This is a genomic window from Indolivaga alginatilytica (assembly GCF_003201355.1).
GTDB classification, from domain to species: Bacteria; Bacteroidota; Bacteroidia; order Bacteroidales; family Dysgonomonadaceae; genus Dysgonomonas_A; species Dysgonomonas_A alginatilytica.
This window is the reverse complement of record NZ_QICL01000041.1, coordinates 15,793-37,230: the sequence shown is the minus strand read 5'-3', so window position 1 is coordinate 37,230 and position 21,438 is coordinate 15,793. Positions and strand designations below refer to the sequence as shown.

Here is a 21,438-nt window from a genome sequence, read left to right as displayed (position 1 = left end):
TTTGACAGTAATACTTTAACTCTGAATCGTATAAATCACAGATATACATATAAATCTTTATCAGTTTAAGCTCTTTCTTCTTGGGAATCATAACTAAAAAATAATGGGGATTATTCTTTTAAGTTAATGATTTTCAAGAGATTGAGCAAATATTCAATCGCTTATTTTATTGATTATAAATATTTTAACTAAATAAATCAGCGGAAAAGTTCAACTACTGATTCGCATTATTAATACAATGACAACAGTTTTAACAATCTATTACATATAAAATAAATCTATCGAAATATATAACTAAAAAACGAGAAAAAAACTCAGGGGATAATCATTATTAAGTCAAACTTATCAAGAGCCTGTCAATTTCTTTTTTTCTGATGATTACTAAATCCATATTGATTTAATTCTTTATATTTGTAATGAAAGTTTTAATATCAGTACAATATTAATCTGTACTAATTTCTAGACACAACGATAGATCTAAATTTAGAATAGGATGAAAAAATTTATTCCTCTGATATTTATCGGTTTATTCGCTTCATCGTGTTCTGACTCTGACAAGATTTTGGACGATGATGATTCTCAATTGCCAAATAGAGTAATCAATATACAAGTAAAGGCTAAACAACAAACCGGAAATATCTTTGAGCTAATACAATTTGATGTATATCCCGAAAATGGATTTTTCGCACTGGATATAGAAGACTCATATGATTCTTTGGTATGGACGGTTCCTGAGCTTGGTCGCTTTCACCTTTTTAGCGATAATTCTTTTACAACTCGATGGTCACAAAATTTCTTTCTTCCGTCCAGATACACATCCATTCTGTTGGGATATAAGGATAATAAGATCATACAAGCAGATACTACTTATATTGATATCCTCAACGATAAAGACTTTTTAGGTTTCAATTGGAAAGAGATAACCGAATCTGCCATGCATAACACAGGTTACGTAAATGTTTTGTCTGATGATTATGAGCTGGCAACATACGGCTCTTTCAAAGATAACCTTCCATCTATTGACTTACATTTATGGTCTGATAGAAACAAGAAAGAGACTGAGAGCGAATTTGCGAAAAGAAGCGAAGAAATTCTCTTCAATTATATCTGCTCCTTATATTCAAAACCAACCTATACTGCTGATAAAAACAATCTGCTTATGGAGAAATATAACGAACTATTCAAGAATAAAAAAGAAGGGGCAAAACCGCTAAACATATGGGTTACTGAAAAATCGAATATTGTTCTATACACATTTAAAGAAGAATATGCCGACTATTATAAATACAGAATTCACGCAGAACCCAATCAAAATTAAAATTGTACGAATCGCTATGATTTGACAAATTCATTTAATATCTTTACCTCAAGTTTTGGTGTCAGTTTCTGTACTCACAGAAATTGATGAAAAGAGAATCAGGTGTAAATCCTGAACAGACCCGCTGCTGTAAGCTCTACAACAGTCTTTGAACAAATCTCACACCACTGTTTCGGATAACGAAACGGGAAGGGGTTCAAAGATGGAGCAAGTCAGAAGACCTGCCAGTACTTAACGGATTAATCCTCTCGGGTTTTAGAGGTGCAACGAACAAAAATGCAATAGCAGTCATCTTATTTTTAGAAAAGAATAATGATTCTATGTTGAATAGAATTTGCAGGTTAAGTGTGGTTTAAAAACTGACACACAACAGTATTACCTCTATTTTCTAATATATAGTAACTGTTTATTGTTCTCTATAAAATAAACAATTACATACGTGGAAACAGACAAATTCATTCAGGCTGATCGGTTTGCCAAACTTATACTCGACATGAGTACTTTATTACTTTCGTCAGGAGCTCATTGTGGACGTATCAATCGCAATGTACAACGCTTTGCAGATACATGGCATTTCAAGACCGATCTTTTCATTTCCTTTACGGGCGTCTCGGTAACTGTTGTTGACATGAATAACCCCGAAAACAAAGCAACAAGCAACAGACAAGCAACTACTCATGGTGTACATTACGGTATTCTTACCGAAATAAGTCTTCTCTCATGGAAAGCTTACGAAGAAAAGAGGTCAATAGATGAGGTCGAGAAATTACTTTCGGACATCCATCATACTCCACGACACAATAAATGGACTATACGCCTCGGTATCGGATTTGCTTGTGCTGCTCTATGTATACTGGCCGGTGGTGATTGGGTAAATGGCTCCATTGCTTTTCTGGCAGCTACTACGGGACTGATTGTAAGGCAACAAGTCATGGCTTGGAAATTCAATGCTATGATTGCCATTCTTTTATCGGCCTTTGCAACCACTATGATTTCGGGAATGGATATGCTCTATCATCTGGGAGAGTCTCCCGAAAGAACCATCGCAACCTCCGTTTTGTTTCTCATACCGGGTGTTCCTCTTATCAATTCGGTTATAGACCTCTTCGAAGGATACCTTCCTACGGCTTTGGCGCGTGGCATGTTCGGGGGCTTTGTACTCCTTTGCATTGCAGTAGGCATGTCGCTTAGTATTTCATTAATAGGAGTCGGTAACTTTTAAAAATTAGAAATATGACCGATTTTATATTTTTGATGTTCAAAGATGCGGCTTTTGCATTTTTTGTGGCTGTGGGGTTTGCTCTGCTCTTCGAAACACCTAAACGGGTTATATATGTGGCAGGATTATTAGGTGGAATAGGACATTGCATTCGGTTTATCCTCCTTCATTTCGATTTCGGACTGGTATCATCTACTCTCGCCGGATCTGTATTTATAGGTATAGCAGGTATATACTGTGCCCATAAGGTACATACACCTCCCATAGTATTTACAATGCCTGCCTGCATAACTATGATTCCCGGATTGTATGCTTATCGAACGATGATGGGCTGGATTAAAATTTACACGGATGGTTTGATGGCACAAGAGCCACATATTTTACAGGAAACGGCATACAATTTTATACTCACATCATCTTTATTATTTTCATTAGCGATAGGAATATGTGTAGGGGCTTTATTTTTCAGAAAGAAAAGTGCGAAAGAAATAAAACTTGGAAAAACTATTTTGATAAAACCTGAATAATTACACAGTAGTTTCTAATTATAGTATTTTGTATCAGAGGCTCTGAGCAGTGATTGTTCGGAGCTTTTGTTTAAGAAAAACAAGTATCAATTAATTCAACGGAACAAGTATTTAAACAACATTATATTTACTATAAAGAATGAACTCTCGTTTTTTTTACTATTTTTGTTTTTGATTTTGGTGGCATTAGTCTATTTCACGGACATATGCTGAAAAGGGAATCAGGTGCAAATCCTGAACAGACCCGCTGCTGTAAGCTCTACAACAGTCTTTGGACAAATCTCATACCACTGTTTCGGATAACGAAACGGGAAGGGGTTCAAAGATGGAGCAAGTCAGAAGACCTGCCAAAATAAATATTCGTTAGATGCTTTCGAGGAGTAAGGCTGAAAACGCAAAACCGGACAGATATACATTTCATTTGAGGAAAAATTCAATGGCAGCTAAATAAAGGCTGTACATAATGCTCTTATCGGAGTCTGAAGCGTTTACAACATCTTCAAAATAAGCAAATCGCAATAAATATATTACGACAAGCCCGTCTTGTCTCCTAAGATAAAATAATAGGAATGTTCTAAAGATATTCCGCTGTGGTGTTTTAGTATTTGGAAAGCCCTAAGCAGTGATTGCTTGGGGCTTTTCATATCTATATTTCAAATACTCTTTCCTTATTTTGAAAGATTTCGATATTTGGCTAATTAATAGTTTTTCCAATAAATAACAGATGTTTTATTTGCATTTAATCCCGGATTTCCCTGTAATGTCCATCTGACATTAACTTCATCGCCCGTTGGTAAGTGAGAGATTTTAAAAACAACTTTATCTCCGGCTATAAAATTAGCACCAAGGGTAGCGGTTGCCGTAATAGGTACGCCTGTCGAATAGACCGGCAAATCCAGTTCGACAACATCTTTGGGAGTGTACACATTAGTCAAAGAATTATAAGTCATACACCACAAGTAATAGATTCCCACAAGGACATTGTTGGTGGTGTTAGATGTACGTCCGTACATCCTAAACGAGAAATTGTATCCGCCTGTTTCCGGAATATCTATAGGTCCTCCGAAATTCATTAAGATCGTTTTTTCCGGCTCAATAGCACTAGCTGTGATAGTTGTAACCGAAGCTTGTAAATCCCGGTATGTCAAGAACATATTTGAAAATCCCGAATTATAGAGAAAGCTCCATTTTACTCCATCATGCAGATATAAACCGGGCATAACCATATTACTTCCTGTAGTAGTGGCTGTATTGTAGACAATCATTCCTGCCACGGGCGAGGGAACTGTAACATTATCGGTTATAGAGGTTAGAGCAACTCTGTTAGGTAAGAATGCAGATTGTGTACTTCCCAGTTCCAACTGTGCTCCTGTACCTGTATCGGGTAATGTGCCGAGTGCTATTTTTAAATGCCCGCCCGATTCGGCCGAAAGCCAGTCGTTAGTTATTATATTATCTCCCTTACCGTCTATATGGAATAATGCTTTGGGAATCTCTGTAAAAACACCGATTTGTGCATATATCAAAGAAAAGGGTGACAGTATGTTGAACAAGATCAGTATATATATATTTTTCATAATTTATTCTAATTATATACCGGAACGATTGACGAATCAATTCTTCCAATAAATCAATGATGTTTTATCGGCTCTTAATCCGATATGAGATAATAGAGTGATAGTCGGAGATCCCGAAGGCGTAGCTAATTTTAATGTAATCTGATCACCGGCATTTAAAACCGGCGACATTAATACTATGGTATAAGTGATAACAGCGCCTTGATAACTGAATGGAATTACTACTTCCTGAAAGTCGATTAAGGTTGTACCATTTTTCACCAAGTATAAATATCCAACGCCACGTTGATAAACACTACCTGCATATGATGTTTTTCCATATAATCTGATAGAAAACGTATATGTTCCGGTAGTGTTTATTATTATACTGCCCATAGACAGGGTTGCTGCACTCCCCCATTGCGCCTGAGCTGAGGCTGAGGCTACAGAGGCTGACACTAAATGAGCCTGTAAATCGTGAAGGTGTACCTCTGCCGAATTCTGAGGGTCAATATCTGATATACGCCACCAAATGCCTTCACTCATGTAGAATAGTCCCGGAATAACATTATCAGGATATGTACCGGCTGTATTTGTATTATAAGTCATCATTCCGTCCTTTGGATTGGGTATGGTAACCTTATCCTGAACGGATGCCAACTTGACCCTATTAATTAGAAATGCTTTATTGGATGAGGCTAACTCCAATTGGGCTGAAGATGATACCGAAACAGCTTTGCCAATATTCCAGATAGCCTGATTATAATTATTTGTGCTTATCTCGAATTGATTGGCTGAGTTAATAACAAATTGGGGACGGCTGGCGTCTCTGTTTATTATGACTTGGGAATGTATGAACCAAGTGCTGAAACAGAATATTGTAAGAAGAAATATTTTCATTATAAGTTATCTTTTAGTCGTAGATGTTTAATGAATAATGCAACCTTATACTTTCCAGTAACTGGTATAAGTATATGTCTTGTTCAGTTTTCCGGTGGTATAAGCGGTTGTACACCCCACACGTATTTGAATCTGATCACCGGCATATGCTGTACATCCCAAAACAATACTGGCTGTTACTCGAGTAGTACCTTTGTATATAGGTGTATTGAGTTCGGCAACATCCACTTTAGTGAAAACAGTCTCGCCTAGCTGTTTCTTATATATGAATAAATATATTTGTGGTCTTAATATCGAGTTTGAAGTATTACCGCCTAATTCAGATGTTCCTGAGATAGCCGTCATATCCAGATTTAGAGAAAAAGCATAACCTCCATCTTCTTTTATTGTTATTGCACCGAAATCAAGAGTCGATGTTTCCAAGGCAGAGGTGGCATTCGCCGCCTGCAATGTTAAGTCTGTTTTCATCAAAATTTTCTCTCTTAGTCCCGTATAACTGTTTGTCTGCATTCTAAGCCATTTGGTTCCATTGTAGATATAAATACCCGGAATGGTATTATTGGGAAACACTCCGCTTCGTCCTGTATTATAAACAAGCATACCGGATACCGGATTTGGAACTGTTGCTTTATCTGTCACAGAAGTTAATTCAACTCTGTTTGGCAAGAACCCCTGATTCGGGTCGTTCATCGATAAAGAAGCATTTGCCGAAGGAATGGCACCTAGGCCCACACCAACGCCTCCTTTTCCATCATCCACCACCATAAAATCATCCAGAAAGCCTGTACTGCTTGTTGTGTTTGAAAGGGGATCTATATGGAAAATACCTTGAGGGTTTTTCGTATTGATCCCAACTTGGGCTTGTACTAAAACTGACGATAAGCTAAATAGCCATAACAACTTATTTCTCAATTGGATTCTCTTTTTCATCTATATATTTGTATTATTAGTGTTTCGTTTAATAAATCATTCATTTTGCAAATATGTATAAAGTCTATGCAGCAAATTGCAGTAAAGATTCTATCTCCCGATAAGGTATACAGCGGTAAATCGTAGTTTGAGATTAAGAAAGGCAGCAATATGTAATCACTACATACTACTGCCGGATATAGTTGTGCCATAGGCAAACGGATTACTCGTGTCGATTTTGAACGACAACAAAAAAACAAATCTGTCACACGAAAGTGTTTGCTGAAACAACTATTAATATATTTATAGGGGAAATATTGCAGAAGGCGAATTGCGGCGTAAAACCGACACAATAATAAAAAAAGACAGATGATTCTGCCTGAAAACTTTACGAATAAGTAATATTTTAGGTGTGAGGAGGTATTACTCTCTCTCTCTCTCTCTCTCTCTCTCTCTCTCTCTCTCTCTCTAATATTTCAACGCACATAGCCAAATCTAAACCGTTAAATTTTAGATTTTTACTGGTGTGTATGTTTGTTAATTCTGCTATCATTATTATTGTAAAGAGTTATTCTACAAAGGCAAAGGTAAAAAATTATTTTTATCACCCAATAGGAAAGAAGATTAAATCAATTATCCCTATTCTATAATTCATTAAATAGTCAGTTGAATTATTAATTTAAAAAATTAGAATTGGAATACAAAACCCAAGCAATCATTAGTTAGGGTTTTTCATACAAAAAAATTCTTATTTATATGCCGCAGCAAATTCTTCTGCGGGTTTAATTTCAGTATAGATACTAGTATATTGGCAGATAGTCGAATTTAGACTCAGACTGAGAAATCAAATCTATCCTGCTTTGTTTTTTCATATATTTTACGATCAAACAAATACAACATAGCAGGTTTATGACTTACATTCTCCTGCCGTTTGCCGGAGGGAATCAGGTACTTCATATTAGATATTTTTCGTCTGAAATTTCTTTTATCGAAACTGGTATCCAATATTATTTCATAGAGAGTCTGCAACTCTGTCAAAGTAAATAATTCAGGCAACAGTTCGAACAAGATAGGCTTATTCAACAAATCTTCACGCAACTGCATCAATGCAGTATCCAATATGTCTTTGTGGTCATATATCAGTTCTTTTACTTCCGACACCTTATGCCAACGAGCCACGTTGTAGAGATGAGACGCATCTATATCCGAGATATTAACCAACGAATAATAAGCAACAGTTACTACTCTATTGTCTCCTACCCCCTGCTCTTTTTTCCATTTATAATCCCGATCGCGCAACTTTAAACGGTTTACATCGCTAAATACGCTTAATTGTTTCAGATAAACATCTTCGGCAATACCACTCTGCTCACGAAGTATACGAACTGCTGTTTCGTCGGTAGTTTCTTCCCGAAGCACATGATTACCGGGAAGCTTCCACTCCTCGTAGATACGTCCTCTATAGTTGATAAACTCCTGACGAAGCAATACCCTCAAGGCATTTCTCTCATAGCCAAAAACCACGCAGTCAACTGATATGTTCTTAAGAATATTAGACGAACTCATTCGGAAGTATATAAAAAGATTATAATCAACACAAATTTAGGCTTTTTTTTGTACTCTCAATCTTTTTCACTCAAAATTAATATCGTGTTTCATCAACACTAACAAAATACACAAAACACACTTAGCTTAGTGTTGATTTAACAATTAAAATTCGTTTTTGTTAGAAATATTTATTCACCTTTGTATAGAAACCTAAACATTGTTTAACCAAAATACCATAGTACGATGATATCGAATATTTTAAGTAAGGCTTCTCATGCCTTGACTAGCATTACCTTTTTTTTCCATTCGACCATTTACCCTTAGAAAATCCCTTGTATATAAAATAATCTTTGAAGTCGAGTGAAAGTACACTCCAACTCTGCTTCGAAAAATAAATCTCAGCTATAAATTAAATTTTAAATGGCAATTTAAATCTTGGAATCTATGAACAGTAAGAAAAAAATGAGACTAATGAAGTCCTGGCAAAAAACTTGCCTGGCAATAATGTTGCTCATGCTTCCGGCGCTAGCCTTTGCACAATCCGTTCAAGTAACGGGTAACGTGAAGGATCAGACAGGAGAGGCAATTATTGGAGCCACTGTTGTTGTAAAGAACAATAGTTCAACCGGTACCGTTACCGATTTTGACGGTAATTATACTATATCTGTACCGGGCAATGCTACTCTGGTATTCAGTTATTTAGGAATGGAAACGGCAGAAGTTGCTGTGAATGGTCAAACTAAATTAGACATTACATTGAAAGACGACAGCCGGGCTCTTGACGAGGTTGTTGTAGTTGGTTATGGAACCATGAGAAAAAAAGACCTGACAACTGCCGTAGCCAGTGTATCTTCTAAAGAGTGGGCGGATCGTCCCGTTATTTCGGCACAACAAGCTTTGCAGGGTAAAGCTGCGGGTGTACAGGTAATTCAGCCTTCGGGAAAACCGGGAGCGGGTCTTACCGTACGTGTACGTGGTACAACCTCTCTGAATGCAGGTAATGATCCCCTATATGTTGTAGACGGTATTCCAACGAATGATATTACGAATATCTCGCCAACGGATATCGAAAGTTTACAAATCCTTAAGGATGCTTCTTCGGCAGCGATATACGGTGCACGTGCAGCTAACGGTGTGGTTTTGATAACAACTAAGAAAGGAACTGCCGGAAGATCGGAAGTAAATGTATCGATGTTTGCAGGATTTTCGAATGTTGCAAAAACAATCAAAACACTGAATACAACTCAATATTATGACTTATTGGACGAAATATATGGTGTAGGCATCGCCGACAGGAGTAAAACGACATATACCGATTGGGCTAAAGATATGTATGACACGGGGGTAAAACAAAACTACCAAGTATCGCTTTCGGGTGGAACGGATAAGGTAAATTATTTTATTTCAGGTGGTTATCAGGATGAAAGAGGTATTATCAAGCCGGCTTCTTACAGCAGGTATTCATTCAGAAGTAATACAAGTGCACAGACAAAAGACTGGCTGAAAGTAATATCTAATGTAAGTTTTGCAAAGACTTCGCGCCGCGATGTGGTTGACAATGCCAATTCGGGACGTGGCGGGGTTGTTATGTCCATACTAAACACACCTCCTTTCATGGAGAAATGGGATCCGCTGGAACCTTCCTATTATTACAGAAATCCATATAACGGTTCATGGGAAAATCCATATGCACAAGCTAATACGTATGACATGAATTCTGATTACCGATTTATGGGTAATGTTGGATTGGATTTTATCATAACTAAAGAACTGCATTTCAAACCTAGCTTTGCTGTGGATTATACAGGACATAAATGGGATAAATTTATTGATCCGGTAAAGACTACTTACGGACGGGAAGCCAATGGTAGAGGGGAGCATGCTGACGATGATTATTTAACATGGTTGAGCGAAAACATAGTCACTTTCGATAAGAAAATTGATGGCAAACACAATTTGTCATTATTGGGAGGTGGTACTTTCCAAAAGTTTAAGCATAACAATACATATATGTCAGTTCAAGACTTTGTAAAGGGTACAAATCTTGAGAACATGACGTTGAATATGGCAAACAAAATCAATGATGCAACAACAACTGCCGAAGCTAATACCTTGGTATCTGTACTTGGACGTGTACAATATGATTATGAAAGCCGTTACTTATTTACCGCAAATATGCGTGCTGACGGATCGTCGAAACTGGCTCCCGGCAATCGTTGGGGATATTTCCCATCGGTATCTGCCGGATGGAGATTTTCGAGTGAAAGCTTCTTCTTACCTATAACTAATGTTGTTAATGATGCCAAGTTAAGACTTGCGTGGGGACAGAATGGTAATCAGAATGGTATCGGCAGTTATGATTATTTGCAAAAATACAAAATTAACAAAACTCAACAATCGGATGGATCGGCTCCATCAGGACCGAATATCACAGCCGACAGGTATGGAAACCAAAATTTGAAGTGGGAAACAACTACCCAGTTTAATGCAGGGCTAGATATCAGTTTATTTAATTCGAGAGTAACTGGAGAATTCGATCTTTACTATAAAAAGACAACCGACTTATTACTTTATATAACATTGCCTTCTTCTATTGGGCGTGATCTTCCAATGAGGAACGATGGGGAAATGATTAATAAAGGTTTTGAATTCAACATCACAGGTCATATTCTAACCGGAACGCTTCTCTGGGATGCTTCGGCAAATATGTCTTTTAACAGAAATAAATTATCCAAATTAGGTTTAACTCCTCAATACACAACTGCCAGACTGGAAAGTAACAACGCTGATGTTATCATCATGAAAGAGGGGCTTCCTTTAGGCAGTTTTTACGGATATATTTCGGAAGGTGTTGATCCTGAAACCGGAGATATTAAGTATAAAGACCTCAATAATAATGGTATCACAGGTGGTGCAGACCCTAATGACAGAACTGTAATCGGTAATGCTCAACCAGATTTCACATTCGGTTTCACCAACAATTTCACTTGGAAAAACATCACCTTATCAGCATTCGTTCAAGGATCGTACGGCAACGATATTTATAATGCCACAAGATTAGATTCAGAGGGAATGTTCGACCAAAAAAATCAAACAACAACTGTACTCAACCGTTGGATGCGTCCGGGGATGATTACGGATGTACCCAGAGCTGTATCGGGTAACGGAAATGTTCTGAATTCAACACGGTTTGTTGAAGATGGATCGTACATCCGCTTAAAAGCACTTACACTGGCATACAACTTTAACAAAAAACTGCTTCAGCCACTAGGTATAGCTGGTCTTAGTGTATATGGAACGGCTGATAATTTGGTAACTCTTACTAAATATAGAGGCTACGACCCTGAATTGAGCTGGATAAATACAAGTACTACCACATCGGGAGCTGCTGCTCAAATGGGTATAGACATGGGTACATTCCCTCAGACCCGTTCTTTCATTTTCGGACTTAATCTAACATTCTAAAACGAACAATCATGAAATACAATATAAAATACCTCTTGAGTGTTTCGCTTATCAGTTTGGCTCTTGTATCTTGCAACGACTTTCTGGACGAGAAACCAACCTCTGACCTTACCGATGAAAATCTGGGCATAGATAACGGTAAATCAGATTCATTGAAATATACTACAGCCGCTCAGGCTGAGCAATTAATAGCCGGAGCTTATAATGGCTTCGACACACAGTTATGGAAACTCGACATGTACATTATAAATGATGGTCAAAGCGACAATTCTTATGCTGGTGAACCAAATCCTCAACGGATGGAAATAGATGAATTCAGAATAACTCCCACCAACGAAAATGTGGGTAGAGACTGGGGAGAGCTCTACAAACACATTGCAACGGTAAATACAATATTGACATGGGTGCCTCTCATTCCGGATCCTGCCCTGACTGATCAACGCCGTAAGCAAATACTGGGGGAAGCCTACTTTATAAGAGCTTTATGTTATTTCAATCTGGTGAGGATATATGATCATGTGCCGCTTATTGTTAAAGATATACCGGAAATAAGTACGGAAAATATCGACGAAATATATCCATTGTTATACCCTGCTCAAACATCGACTGATTCGGTATATACACAAATACTGAAAGACCTCGATTATGCAATAGCCAATGTGCCCGATTATTCAGGAACTAATAAGTTTAAAGCAACAAAAGCTATAACCAACCTCATAATGGCTCAGGTGTATGCCACCAAAGATGGTTTCGAAAAAACCAACTGGGCGAGTGTAAAACAATATGCGGAAGCTGTTGTAAACGACACCCGTTACGGGCTTTTAGATAATTTTGATGATGTGTTTACAATTGGCGAAACTGCTCCCGACAAGGTTTTACCCAGTGTCGATTTGAAGAATGAGCATTCAAAAGAATCGCTGTTCGAAATAGATTACACAGGAGAACCGGGGCTTAACAACTGGGGAGCAAGTATGTTTTATGGCGTAGACTGGAAGAAGTTCAATACTCCAAGCCAGGATTTATATAAAGCGTTCACCGCTGCCGGAGATATTGTTCGCCGTGATGCTTCTATCCGCTTTGGGGATGTTACAGGATTGTGGCAGGATAAATATTGGGCACAAAATGCCTTTCCGTTCTGCAACAAGTTGAGAAGCCAAGAAAAAGGCAATATTATTCTATACCGTTTACCCGAAGCTATTCTTCTGTTAGCTGAGGCTGAAAACGAATTGGGTAACTCGTCAAAAGCAAAAGAACTATTGAACAAAGTGCGTACACGTGCTAAAATGCCAAATACAACAGCCAATTCGAAAGAAGATATCCGTCTGGCAATCGAAAACGAAAACCGTTTCGAGTTTGCTTTCGAAGGAAAACGCTGGTTTGACCTTAAACGCAGAGGACGCTTTATACAGGTAATGAAATCATGTGGTGATCATCAAAAAGGATATGCGGCAAATCTGAACGAAAACAGATTAATATGGCCTATCCCTCAAAGTGAAATGGATCAAAACGTTAATCTTACTCAAAATCAAGGTTATTAAGAGAGTAAACTATTAAATAGGTCTTAGACTTTAAAACGTATTACAATGAAAATAAGAAATATAAATATATTACTGGGATTACTTGCCGTATTCATGCTTGTGTCGTGCGAAGAGAAGGATGAGCGTACAGTATATCCACACTCGACACCCGTTATAGAATCGGCTACTATAAATCCTGCCAGCTTTGTATATGGCGACTCGGTAACCTTCACAGCAAAGGTTTCGGACCCGATAACGCCTCTTTCCACGTTAGAAATGAGAATGGTAGTAAACGACAGGGTTATTGCTACTCAAACATTAAGGACAAAAGGTAACAGCACCGAAGTTTCGGCTAAATTTAAAACGGCATATATCAGCGAACTTACAGATAATGCAGATGTGGAAATTTCCGTAAATGTGATTAATGTAGAAGGTGATGTTACAGCAAGCTCTATTAAAAGTATAAAAGGATACAGGACTTATTACAAAAACCTGTATCTTGTTTTAGACAACGGAGAGGTAATTACGCTGACGTCTAAAGGCGATAAATCAGATAAATATGAGTCGCCCGAAGTAAATATGAAAAATAGCATCCGCTATAAAATTGCCGAGAAAATCACAGCAGATAAGCAAATTGATTTCTCGGGTCATGTATGGGGACTGAAAGACGGAACTATTCAGATAGTGGATGAAGATGGCGGCTACATTGCAACTTCGGAACCCATGAAAAAATCGACGATAGGCATTCTTTTTGATACTTATACCTTTGTAACAAGTCTTTTAGGAGAAGATCTGGTTAATATCTCAAGCCTGAGCCCCGATGTATTTATGGATACGACAATAGGTGGGGAGACTTTCAAAGAAGGTAGTTTCTATATCGAGAAAAATAAGGAAATAACATTAACAGGCGATCTTAAGGATGCACTGTTCAATGTAGAATATTTTGAGCGTATATCGGCTGACAAAGTAAAATTCCTTGGAGAAACAGGTCCTTGGGTATTAGACTACAGTGCTACACGTAAATATGTATTGGTGCAAGATCTGGATTCCAATTATCCGAATGTATTAGTGGCATCCGGGGAAGGTTTGGGCTATCCGTCTAAAGTTAAACCTGAAGCAACTAGCGGATGGGGTTTTGATCTGGTGAAACAATTTATCCTATTCAAGAAAGTAGCAGACAACACCTATCAGGCAACCGTTTATTTTGATGCAACTAAAGCGAACTTTAAGTTCTATGAGAATAAGGGTTGGGCTAATGAGAAATTATCTGATGATTATACTCTGCCTGCAATCGTTATAAACAGTACAGCCCACTTTGCAACACATGGCGGTAATATAGATGGTAACTGGTATGCTGCACCGAATGCAGAATCGGGCAACTACAAGATAACAATAAATCTGGCTACGAAGGTTGTAACTGCAGTGGCAGTAACGCTTCCTTAATGACAATTGATTGATATTAAATTATTATGCTCTGTTCTTCGTAAAAAAGGGACAGAGCATATATCACTTTCAAGAATACAATAATATGAAAAAATACTTTGTAGTTTTCACATCTCTATTATTTGCTTTGGCATCGTGCTCATCGGATGACTCGAACGATTCTACACCCGAACCCGAAGCAGATACCAAACCGATAGAAGTGTACCTGACAGTAAGATCGGGTACGCAACGGTTAGCAAAGCAAGCGAGTCTTAACTTTTCGAGTGATATAACTAATCTCACCATCAGACTTGACAGTACCGACCGTAAGCAAGAAATAGAAGGCTTTGGCGGATCATTGACAGGCTCATCGGCTTACCTCATCAAAAACATGTCGGAAGCTGCACGAAAAAAACTTCTTGACGATTTATTTACCGAAAGCGGAATTGCTCTTAAATACCTGCGTTTAGCGATTGGCTCATCCGATTTTTCAATCGGTGATTATACTTATTGTGACGAAAGCGGAATCAATAATTTTGCTATACCTGCAACAGACAAACGCGATCTACTTCCTGTATTGAAAGAAATTGTAGCTCTGAATAAAAACATCAAACTGATGGGTACTCCTTGGACTGCTCCGGCTTGGATGAAGAAAAATAAAAACCTGTATGGGGGTTCCTTAATCGGAGAATCGGTATATAACGACTTTTCAGAATATTTTGTAAAATATATTCAAGCCTACAAAAACGAAGGCATAAATATTGATGCAATAAGCCTACAAAACGAACCACGACACGAGATAGGTTCTTACCCTACCATGTATATGGAATGGAACGAACAAAACGAAATCATACGCGATTATCTGGGTCCTAAATTCAAACAAGCAGGAATTGCTACTAAAATTCTGATTTGGGATCATAACTTCGATGGATATGATTATCCGACCAAAATATTGAACGATTCTAAAACCAAAGAATATGTAGGCGGTGCTGCATTTCACGGATATGGCGGTTCTCCTGCCGATTTGGATAATTTACTGAGAACCCATCCTGATGTTCCGTTATATTTTACCGAGCAATCGGGCGGCGGATGGAATACCGACGATGCTATCGGCAATATGCTTTATTATATGAAGGAGATGTTGATGCCTACCATTAATAAAGGTTCAAGAAACTTCCTGATGTGGAACATAGCACTCGATTCGTCGAATGGCCCTGTAACCACAACAAACGGGGGATGTCAGGATTGTAGAGGCATTGTGACCATCAAAGACAATAATACCTATACTGTAAACGAAGAGTATTATTTGTTGGGACACTTCTCTAAATTCATTAAGGAAGGAGCACACAGAATCAACCATACTGTTGTAGGAACAAAACCAAGCAATATGCAAATATGCTCGTTCCTTAATCCTGACGGTTCTAAAGTGGTTGTAGTGTTGAATCAAACAGGAGCTAATCAACAATTTACAGTACGTACAGGCGACAGGCGTTTTACATACAGCCTGTTCGATCAATCGGTTGCATCCTTTGTATACAAATAAGTAACAGATTCCATTAATAATCATCTAAATATTTACAAATGAAGAAAACCTTATTAGCAATTTCGGTTGCGTTGGCGTTAATGTCATGTAGCAAACAACCTACTTTTGTAGACGCTTATATTACAACGGTTGACAAAACAATGACTATGGCAAAGGATAGTATTTTGTTGCAAACCAATAACGATACTATCAAACACAATCTGATAACACTAGACCCTAGTGTGAAATATCAGGAAATGGATGGATTTGGTGCAGCCATAACAGGTTCAAGCTGTTATAACTTGCTTAAAATGACTCCCGAAAACAGGGCAAAGTTATTAAAAGACACTTTCGATCCTGTTAACGGTCTCGGATATAGCTATATCCGTATTTCGATTGCATGTTCTGACTTTTCTCTGGAAGATTACACCTATTGCGACAAACCGGGTATCGAAAATTTCGAGATGCACGAACTGGATAAACGCGATTTATTCCCTATTCTGAAAGAAATATTAGCGATCAATCCAAACCTTAAAATCATGGCATCGCCTTGGACTCCTCCAAAATGGATGAAAGTGGATAATCTAAAAGATAAAAAGCCTTTTGATTCTTGGACCAGCGGTCAGTTAAACCCTGATTACTACCAAGATTATGCAACATACTTTGTAAAGTATCTTCAAGAGATGCAAAAAGAAGGTTTCAATATTGAATCGATTACTATTCAGAACGAACCGCTTAACAGAGGTAACTCGGCGTCATTGTATATGACTTGGCAAGAACAACGCGATTTTATCAAGACAGCTCTTGGACCTGCTTTCGAAAAGAACGGCATCAAAACAAAGATTCTGGTTTATGATCATAACTACGATTATGATGTAAATAAACCCGAAAATGCCGATCAAGGTCAATATCCTTTGAGAATTTATGAGGATGCAGAAGCAGCCAAATATATTGACGGAGCAGCTTACCACGCATATGGTGGCGATAAATCGGAGTTGTTGAAGATACATGAAGCCCGTCCTGACAAGAACCTGTATTTTACAGAAATGTCTATCGGACTATGGGGTGACGGATATGATTTCGGTAAAGATTTGATGTGGAATATGAGAGAGGTTTGTATCGGAACCATCAATAATTTCAACAAAGCTGTTATCATGTGGAACTTTATGTTGGACGATAAACATGCACCATTCCGTCCCGGAGGATGTGATATTTGTTTAGGAGCAATAGATATCGATTCTTCGGATTATGCTACAATGACTTTCAATAGCCACTATTATACCATGGCGCATTTGTCGAAAGTGATTAAACCGGGTGCAAAAAGAATTAAAGCGGATGGAAATACTTCTTCTAAGGTTTATTATTCTGCATTCGAAAATACGGACGGATCGTATTCTGTAGTATTATTGAATGAAGAAGATACTGCACAAAAAATAAATATAGCGGAAGGTATTAATGTGTTTACACACGAAGTTCCTGCTAAATCTGTTGTTTCATATATCTGGAAAAAATCAATCTGACCTTTTTTTTCTTTTTATACATATTTTCAAGCAGAAAACCATCGGAAGCTTACGTTTCCGATGGTTCTTTTTTTTAAAATAAGGAGTCACATGAACGCTCGCTAAAACTAAAAAAAATGTTTATTCAGAAATTCCATGAATTTGTCTTTGTATGAATCCGATACGGGAATATATTCTTTTCCAAAAACAATACAATTACGCTCTATAGTTTTTATCTTATGCAGATTCACGATAAATGAACGATGCACACGCATAAATTGCTTGGCAGGCAGTTTTTCGTCCAACGATTGCATACTCATCAATGAACTGACAGGCTCCAAAACACCTTCAAGATGAAACTTCACATAATCTTTCTGATTCTCAATATATAGAACATCTGCTAATTCTATTTTTTCCATTCGGTAACCCGATTTTACAAAGATGCTCGAAGCTTCATTCGAATCGACAAGTTTAAACCATTCGAGAGCTTTATTGGATGCCTGTAGAAATTCGGTATAACTTATCGGCTTTAATAAGTAGTCCAACGCATTAAGGCGAAACCCATCTATAGCGTACTGATCGTATGCTGTTGTAAAAATGATCCGGGTAGAAGCGGATAATGTTTTGGAAAACTCCAGTCCATTGATTTGTGGCATATTAATATCAAGATACAGTACCTGAATATTACCCGCACGAAGAGTTTCCATCGCATCGAGAGGGTTCTCAAAAGTAGCCACCAGTTCCAGATACGGAGTTTGCCCGGCATAAGATTTCAATAAATCTATCGCCAAAGGCTCGTCATCTATTATTACACATCGTAGTTTCATACTGTTTCTATTTTACAGGAAAATCAATCCTTAACAATACAAAAAAGCTTTCGCTTCGTCTTTCGACTATAAGTTCATGATTTTGAGGATAAATCAATCCGAGTCTTTTTGTAAGATTAGCCAATCCTATGCCCGAATTGCGTACCTCCATATTCGATTCCGATACACTGTTTTCAACTGTACAAAGTACTCCTTTTTCTTTTTCTACCAATATTTTTATATCGATAAAACTGTCTTTCTGAGTACTTAATCCATGTTTAAAAGCATTTTCGATAAGAGTCATAAACATCAGTGAGGCTACCATATCTTTACTGTCTTTATTCTCGATTACCACATTAAGATGAATATTCGAGCTGATCCTAAGCTTCATCAGATCAATATAATTACGGGTAAATTCGAGTTCTTTATCGATGGGCACAAATTTACGATCGTTATCATACAACACATACCTCAACAGGTTACTTAACCGATGAACCGAATCTTGCGCTTTGTGCTGATCTATCATTATCAGTGAATAGATATTATTAAGTGTATTGAACAGAAAGTGAGGATTAAGCTGGCTTCTTAGATTTCTCAGATCGGCTTCGAGTTGAGTACTCTTCACCTTCTCTAAGTTAATAGAATCGCGATACCAGCGAGCAGTCATCTTTATGGCAACACTCAACCCGATAACAAAAACAATGAGCAGATAATCGGTAAAAATACGCATTCCCAAAGGTGGCTTATGTCGGCGTGGGCTTCCACCCGCTCCTCTTTCTGCCATAGGTGGCGGAGTATCATTATAAGGTGACGAGAAAATAAAATCCATAGCTATTGTCTGAATACCGACCAGCATAGCTATAAGCACAATATTCACACAGACATAAGTCAGAAACTGTTTATGGAACAACAACTTATCTATCAAGTATAAATAGTTGACGTAAAATAACAAGGCAAATATACTTAGCTGAGTCAAATAAGATATATACGGTCTATTGTCGAAAGTACCCTCACGAGACATAATATACACAGGCACCAGTAAGACAATACACCAGATGAGTATATGCGAAAATATTTTAATGAAAAATTTCAGGCTCATAGCTGTTAAAAGTATATTAGAGTAATTATTCGTATCGTAATGCTTCTATCGGATCGAGATCTGATGCTTTCTTTGCGGGATACCATCCGAAGAATATACCCGTAGCCGTACATACTACAAAAGACAAAGCTATAGTATAAACCTCAATATCGATAGGCCAAGATAATATATTTTTCACCAGATACGAACTTCCGATACCTATCGCCACGCCGATTAATCCACCTGTAACACTCAGCAAAATAGCCTCTATCAGAAACTGCATCAGTATATCTATACCCTTAGCACCTATCGACATACGCAGACCTATTTCGCGCGTTCTTTCGGTAACGGACACATACATAATATTCATAATACCGATTCCACCCACCAATAGGGAGATACCCGCAATACAGGCAAGCAATATAGTCATCATATCGGTTGTAGAACTCATCATTGTAATCAGTTCTTTCTGTGAACGTACATTGAAATCGTCGTCGTCATTTGCTCCTATTTTGTGACGCTGACGAAGTATATCTTCTATGCTTGCAATAGCATTTTCGGTTGCATCTTCGCTTTCTGCCGAAACTGATATCGACTGTATATAAGTAATCGCCAAGATACGTTTTTGCACGGTTGTATAAGGAGCCAAAACAAGATCGTCCTGATCCATACCCATTGTATTATCTCCTTTGGAAGTCAACACACCAATTACTTTGAAAGGTATTTTGTTGAAACGGATAGTTTGTCCTACAGGATCTTCGCCATTCGTAAAAAGGTTATCTACCACCGTTTGTCCGATAAGGCAAACTTTAGCTGAGGCTTTTACATCTGCCTCCGTAAACATTTCACCTTGGGCAACTGTATATTTACGAATATCTAGATAAGAGGGATTAACTCCGTATATAGATGTGGGCGAATTGTTTGCACCATAGATCACCTGCCCCGAAGATGATACTTCGGGCGAAGCTGCCGAAATATATTGAGCCTGATCGGCAATAGCTTCGTAATCTTCGAGTTTGAGAGTCTGCATACTCGAAGCACTTTGACGCACTCCTCCGAACTGACCTGTTCCGGGGCGGATATTTATCATATTCGATCCCATGGTAGAAATCTGATCTTGTATGCTACGCTTCGATCCCTGCCCTATGGCAAGCATGGTAATAACTGCCGCTACACCGATAATAATACCCAGCATGGTCAAAAACCCTCTGAATTTATTGCCGCTGAGTGCCCGAAGTGCTATTTTAAATAAGTTGATAAAGTTCATTCTTTCCGTTGATTTAGGTCTGAAACCTATTTTTAAGTAAGATTAGATATTTAATGTAATGTTTATCATTATAACTATCTCCGAATTATTATATTTGCCAAAGCATAAAAAAGGTCTTAGACCTTAATTTTCTTTGGGCAAACCCTCCAAAACTTCTTTTGCCGACCGTATATTCTTATTATAGGTATCTTCCTTGATACGTCCGTCGCGAATGACAATATTACGACTGCTAAAATCTGCGATCTCCTGATTGTGAGTCACAAAAATAATAGTTCGGTTTTCGTCCTTGTGCATTCGTTGCAAAAGAGTGAGTATCTCAAACGAAGTACGTGTATCCAAGTTTCCGGTTGCCTCATCTGCCAATATAATGACAGGCTCATTAACCAATGCACGGGCTATTGCGACACGCTGCTGCTGACCTCCCGACATTTGGTTCGAATTATGATTGAGCCTGTCGCCTAAACCTACATCCTGCAATGCTTTTATGGCACGTTCGTGTCTTTCTTTGGACGATACTGTGGGGTTATACATCAAGGGCAGTTCTACGTTTTCGACAGCCGTTGTCTTTGCCAATAGATTGTATGACTGAAATATGAAACCTATCTTTCGGTTGCGAAGTGTAGCCCTGCTGTTTTTATCCATTGTTCTGACCGATACTCCATCTAAATAGTATTCGCCTACCGAAGGAGTATCCAGACAGCCGAGAATATTCAACAATGTAGATTTACCCGAACCACTCGTTCCCATAATGGTAACAAACTCACCTTCGTAGATCGAAAAACTTAGCCCCCGAAGGGCATGTACTGTTTCGTCGCCCACTACAAAGTCGCGTTTCAGATCTTCTACTCTTATTATTTCTTTTGCCATTGTTTCTTTTTTATTTTG

Annotated in this window: 16 protein-coding genes and 2 riboswitches; of the genes, 8 read left to right on the top strand and 8 right to left on the bottom strand. The window is 38.0% G+C overall.

All coding sequences use genetic code 11. From position 1 onward, the window contains the following. Positions 1-493 precede the first annotated feature (493 nt). The 3 genes from CLV62_RS19705 (at position 494) to CLV62_RS19695 (ending at position 3,064) form a co-directional block, all read left to right on the top strand. A complete protein-coding gene (locus tag CLV62_RS19705; protein ID WP_110312488.1) occupies positions 494-1,318 on the top strand; it encodes a hypothetical protein in 825 nt (274 codons plus the stop codon). Positions 1,319-1,357: 39 nt separating this feature from the next. Further along, positions 1,358-1,561: riboswitch (cobalamin riboswitch) on the top strand. 196 nt (positions 1,562-1,757) lie between these two features. After that, positions 1,758-2,540, top strand: a complete 783-nt coding sequence (locus CLV62_RS19700) for a threonine/serine exporter family protein (RefSeq protein WP_245904143.1) — start codon at positions 1,758-1,760, stop codon at positions 2,538-2,540. 11 nt (positions 2,541-2,551) lie between these two features. Next, the gene (locus CLV62_RS19695) at positions 2,552-3,064 is read left to right on the top strand and encodes a threonine/serine exporter family protein (protein WP_110312487.1); all 513 of its coding nucleotides are present in this window, start codon (positions 2,552-2,554) and stop codon (positions 3,062-3,064) included. A gap of 161 nt (positions 3,065-3,225) precedes the next feature. Then, positions 3,226-3,430: riboswitch (cobalamin riboswitch) on the top strand. A 332-nt stretch (positions 3,431-3,762) separates the two neighbouring features. Here CLV62_RS19695 and CLV62_RS19690 read toward each other — a convergent pair. The 4 genes from CLV62_RS19690 to CLV62_RS19675 all read right to left on the bottom strand — a co-directional run bounded on the left by CLV62_RS19690 (position 3,763) and on the right by CLV62_RS19675 (position 7,995). Further along, positions 3,763-4,641 (bottom strand): hypothetical protein, encoded by an 879-nt coding sequence (locus tag CLV62_RS19690; RefSeq protein ID WP_110312486.1) that lies wholly within the window; start codon positions 4,639-4,641, stop codon positions 3,763-3,765. 36 nt (positions 4,642-4,677) lie between these two features. Beyond that, positions 4,678-5,520, bottom strand: coding sequence for a hypothetical protein (locus tag CLV62_RS19685; protein ID WP_110312485.1), 843 nt, complete (start codon positions 5,518-5,520; stop codon positions 4,678-4,680). 45 nt (positions 5,521-5,565) lie between these two features. After that, on the bottom strand, positions 5,566-6,450 hold the full coding sequence (locus tag CLV62_RS19680) for a hypothetical protein (protein WP_110312484.1): 885 nt from the start codon (positions 6,448-6,450) through the stop codon (positions 5,566-5,568). 810 nt (positions 6,451-7,260) lie between these two features. After that, complete coding sequence (locus CLV62_RS19675; RefSeq protein WP_146212802.1) at positions 7,261-7,995, bottom strand: NUDIX hydrolase; 735 nt, start codon at positions 7,993-7,995, stop codon at positions 7,261-7,263. 426 nt (positions 7,996-8,421) lie between these two features. Between CLV62_RS19675 and CLV62_RS19670 the strand changes: the two genes are divergently transcribed. The 5 genes from CLV62_RS19670 to CLV62_RS19650 all read left to right on the top strand — a co-directional run bounded on the left by CLV62_RS19670 (position 8,422) and on the right by CLV62_RS19650 (position 17,423). Continuing rightward, complete coding sequence (locus tag CLV62_RS19670) at positions 8,422-11,442, top strand: SusC/RagA family TonB-linked outer membrane protein (protein WP_245904142.1); 3,021 nt, start codon at positions 8,422-8,424, stop codon at positions 11,440-11,442. 11 nt (positions 11,443-11,453) lie between these two features. After that, the gene (locus CLV62_RS19665; RefSeq protein WP_110312482.1) at positions 11,454-12,980 is read left to right on the top strand and encodes a RagB/SusD family nutrient uptake outer membrane protein; all 1,527 of its coding nucleotides are present in this window, start codon (positions 11,454-11,456) and stop codon (positions 12,978-12,980) included. A 45-nt stretch (positions 12,981-13,025) separates the two neighbouring features. Then, positions 13,026-14,402, top strand: a complete 1,377-nt coding sequence (locus CLV62_RS19660; protein WP_110312481.1) for a DUF5016 domain-containing protein — start codon at positions 13,026-13,028, stop codon at positions 14,400-14,402. 85 nt (positions 14,403-14,487) lie between these two features. Beyond that, positions 14,488-15,924, top strand: a complete 1,437-nt coding sequence (locus CLV62_RS19655) for a glycoside hydrolase family 30 protein (protein ID WP_110312480.1) — start codon at positions 14,488-14,490, stop codon at positions 15,922-15,924. A gap of 38 nt (positions 15,925-15,962) precedes the next feature. After that, positions 15,963-17,423, top strand: a complete 1,461-nt coding sequence (locus CLV62_RS19650; RefSeq protein WP_110312479.1) for a glycoside hydrolase family 30 protein — start codon at positions 15,963-15,965, stop codon at positions 17,421-17,423. Positions 17,424-17,530: 107 nt separating this feature from the next. On the opposite strand, the gene CLV62_RS19645 is transcribed toward CLV62_RS19650, so the two are convergent. The 4 genes from CLV62_RS19645 to CLV62_RS19630 all read right to left on the bottom strand — a co-directional run bounded on the left by CLV62_RS19645 (position 17,531) and on the right by CLV62_RS19630 (position 21,420). Further along, positions 17,531-18,229, bottom strand: a complete 699-nt coding sequence (locus CLV62_RS19645) for a LytR/AlgR family response regulator transcription factor (RefSeq protein WP_110312478.1) — start codon at positions 18,227-18,229, stop codon at positions 17,531-17,533. Between the two features lie 7 nt (positions 18,230-18,236). Next, on the bottom strand, positions 18,237-19,307 hold the full coding sequence (locus CLV62_RS19640) for a sensor histidine kinase (protein ID WP_245904141.1): 1,071 nt from the start codon (positions 19,305-19,307) through the stop codon (positions 18,237-18,239). Between the two features lie 25 nt (positions 19,308-19,332). Beyond that, positions 19,333-20,553, bottom strand: a complete 1,221-nt coding sequence (locus tag CLV62_RS19635) for an ABC transporter permease (protein ID WP_110312477.1) — start codon at positions 20,551-20,553, stop codon at positions 19,333-19,335. A gap of 123 nt (positions 20,554-20,676) precedes the next feature. Beyond that, on the bottom strand, positions 20,677-21,420 hold the full coding sequence (locus tag CLV62_RS19630; protein ID WP_110312476.1) for an ABC transporter ATP-binding protein: 744 nt from the start codon (positions 21,418-21,420) through the stop codon (positions 20,677-20,679). Positions 21,421-21,438 lie beyond the last annotated feature (18 nt).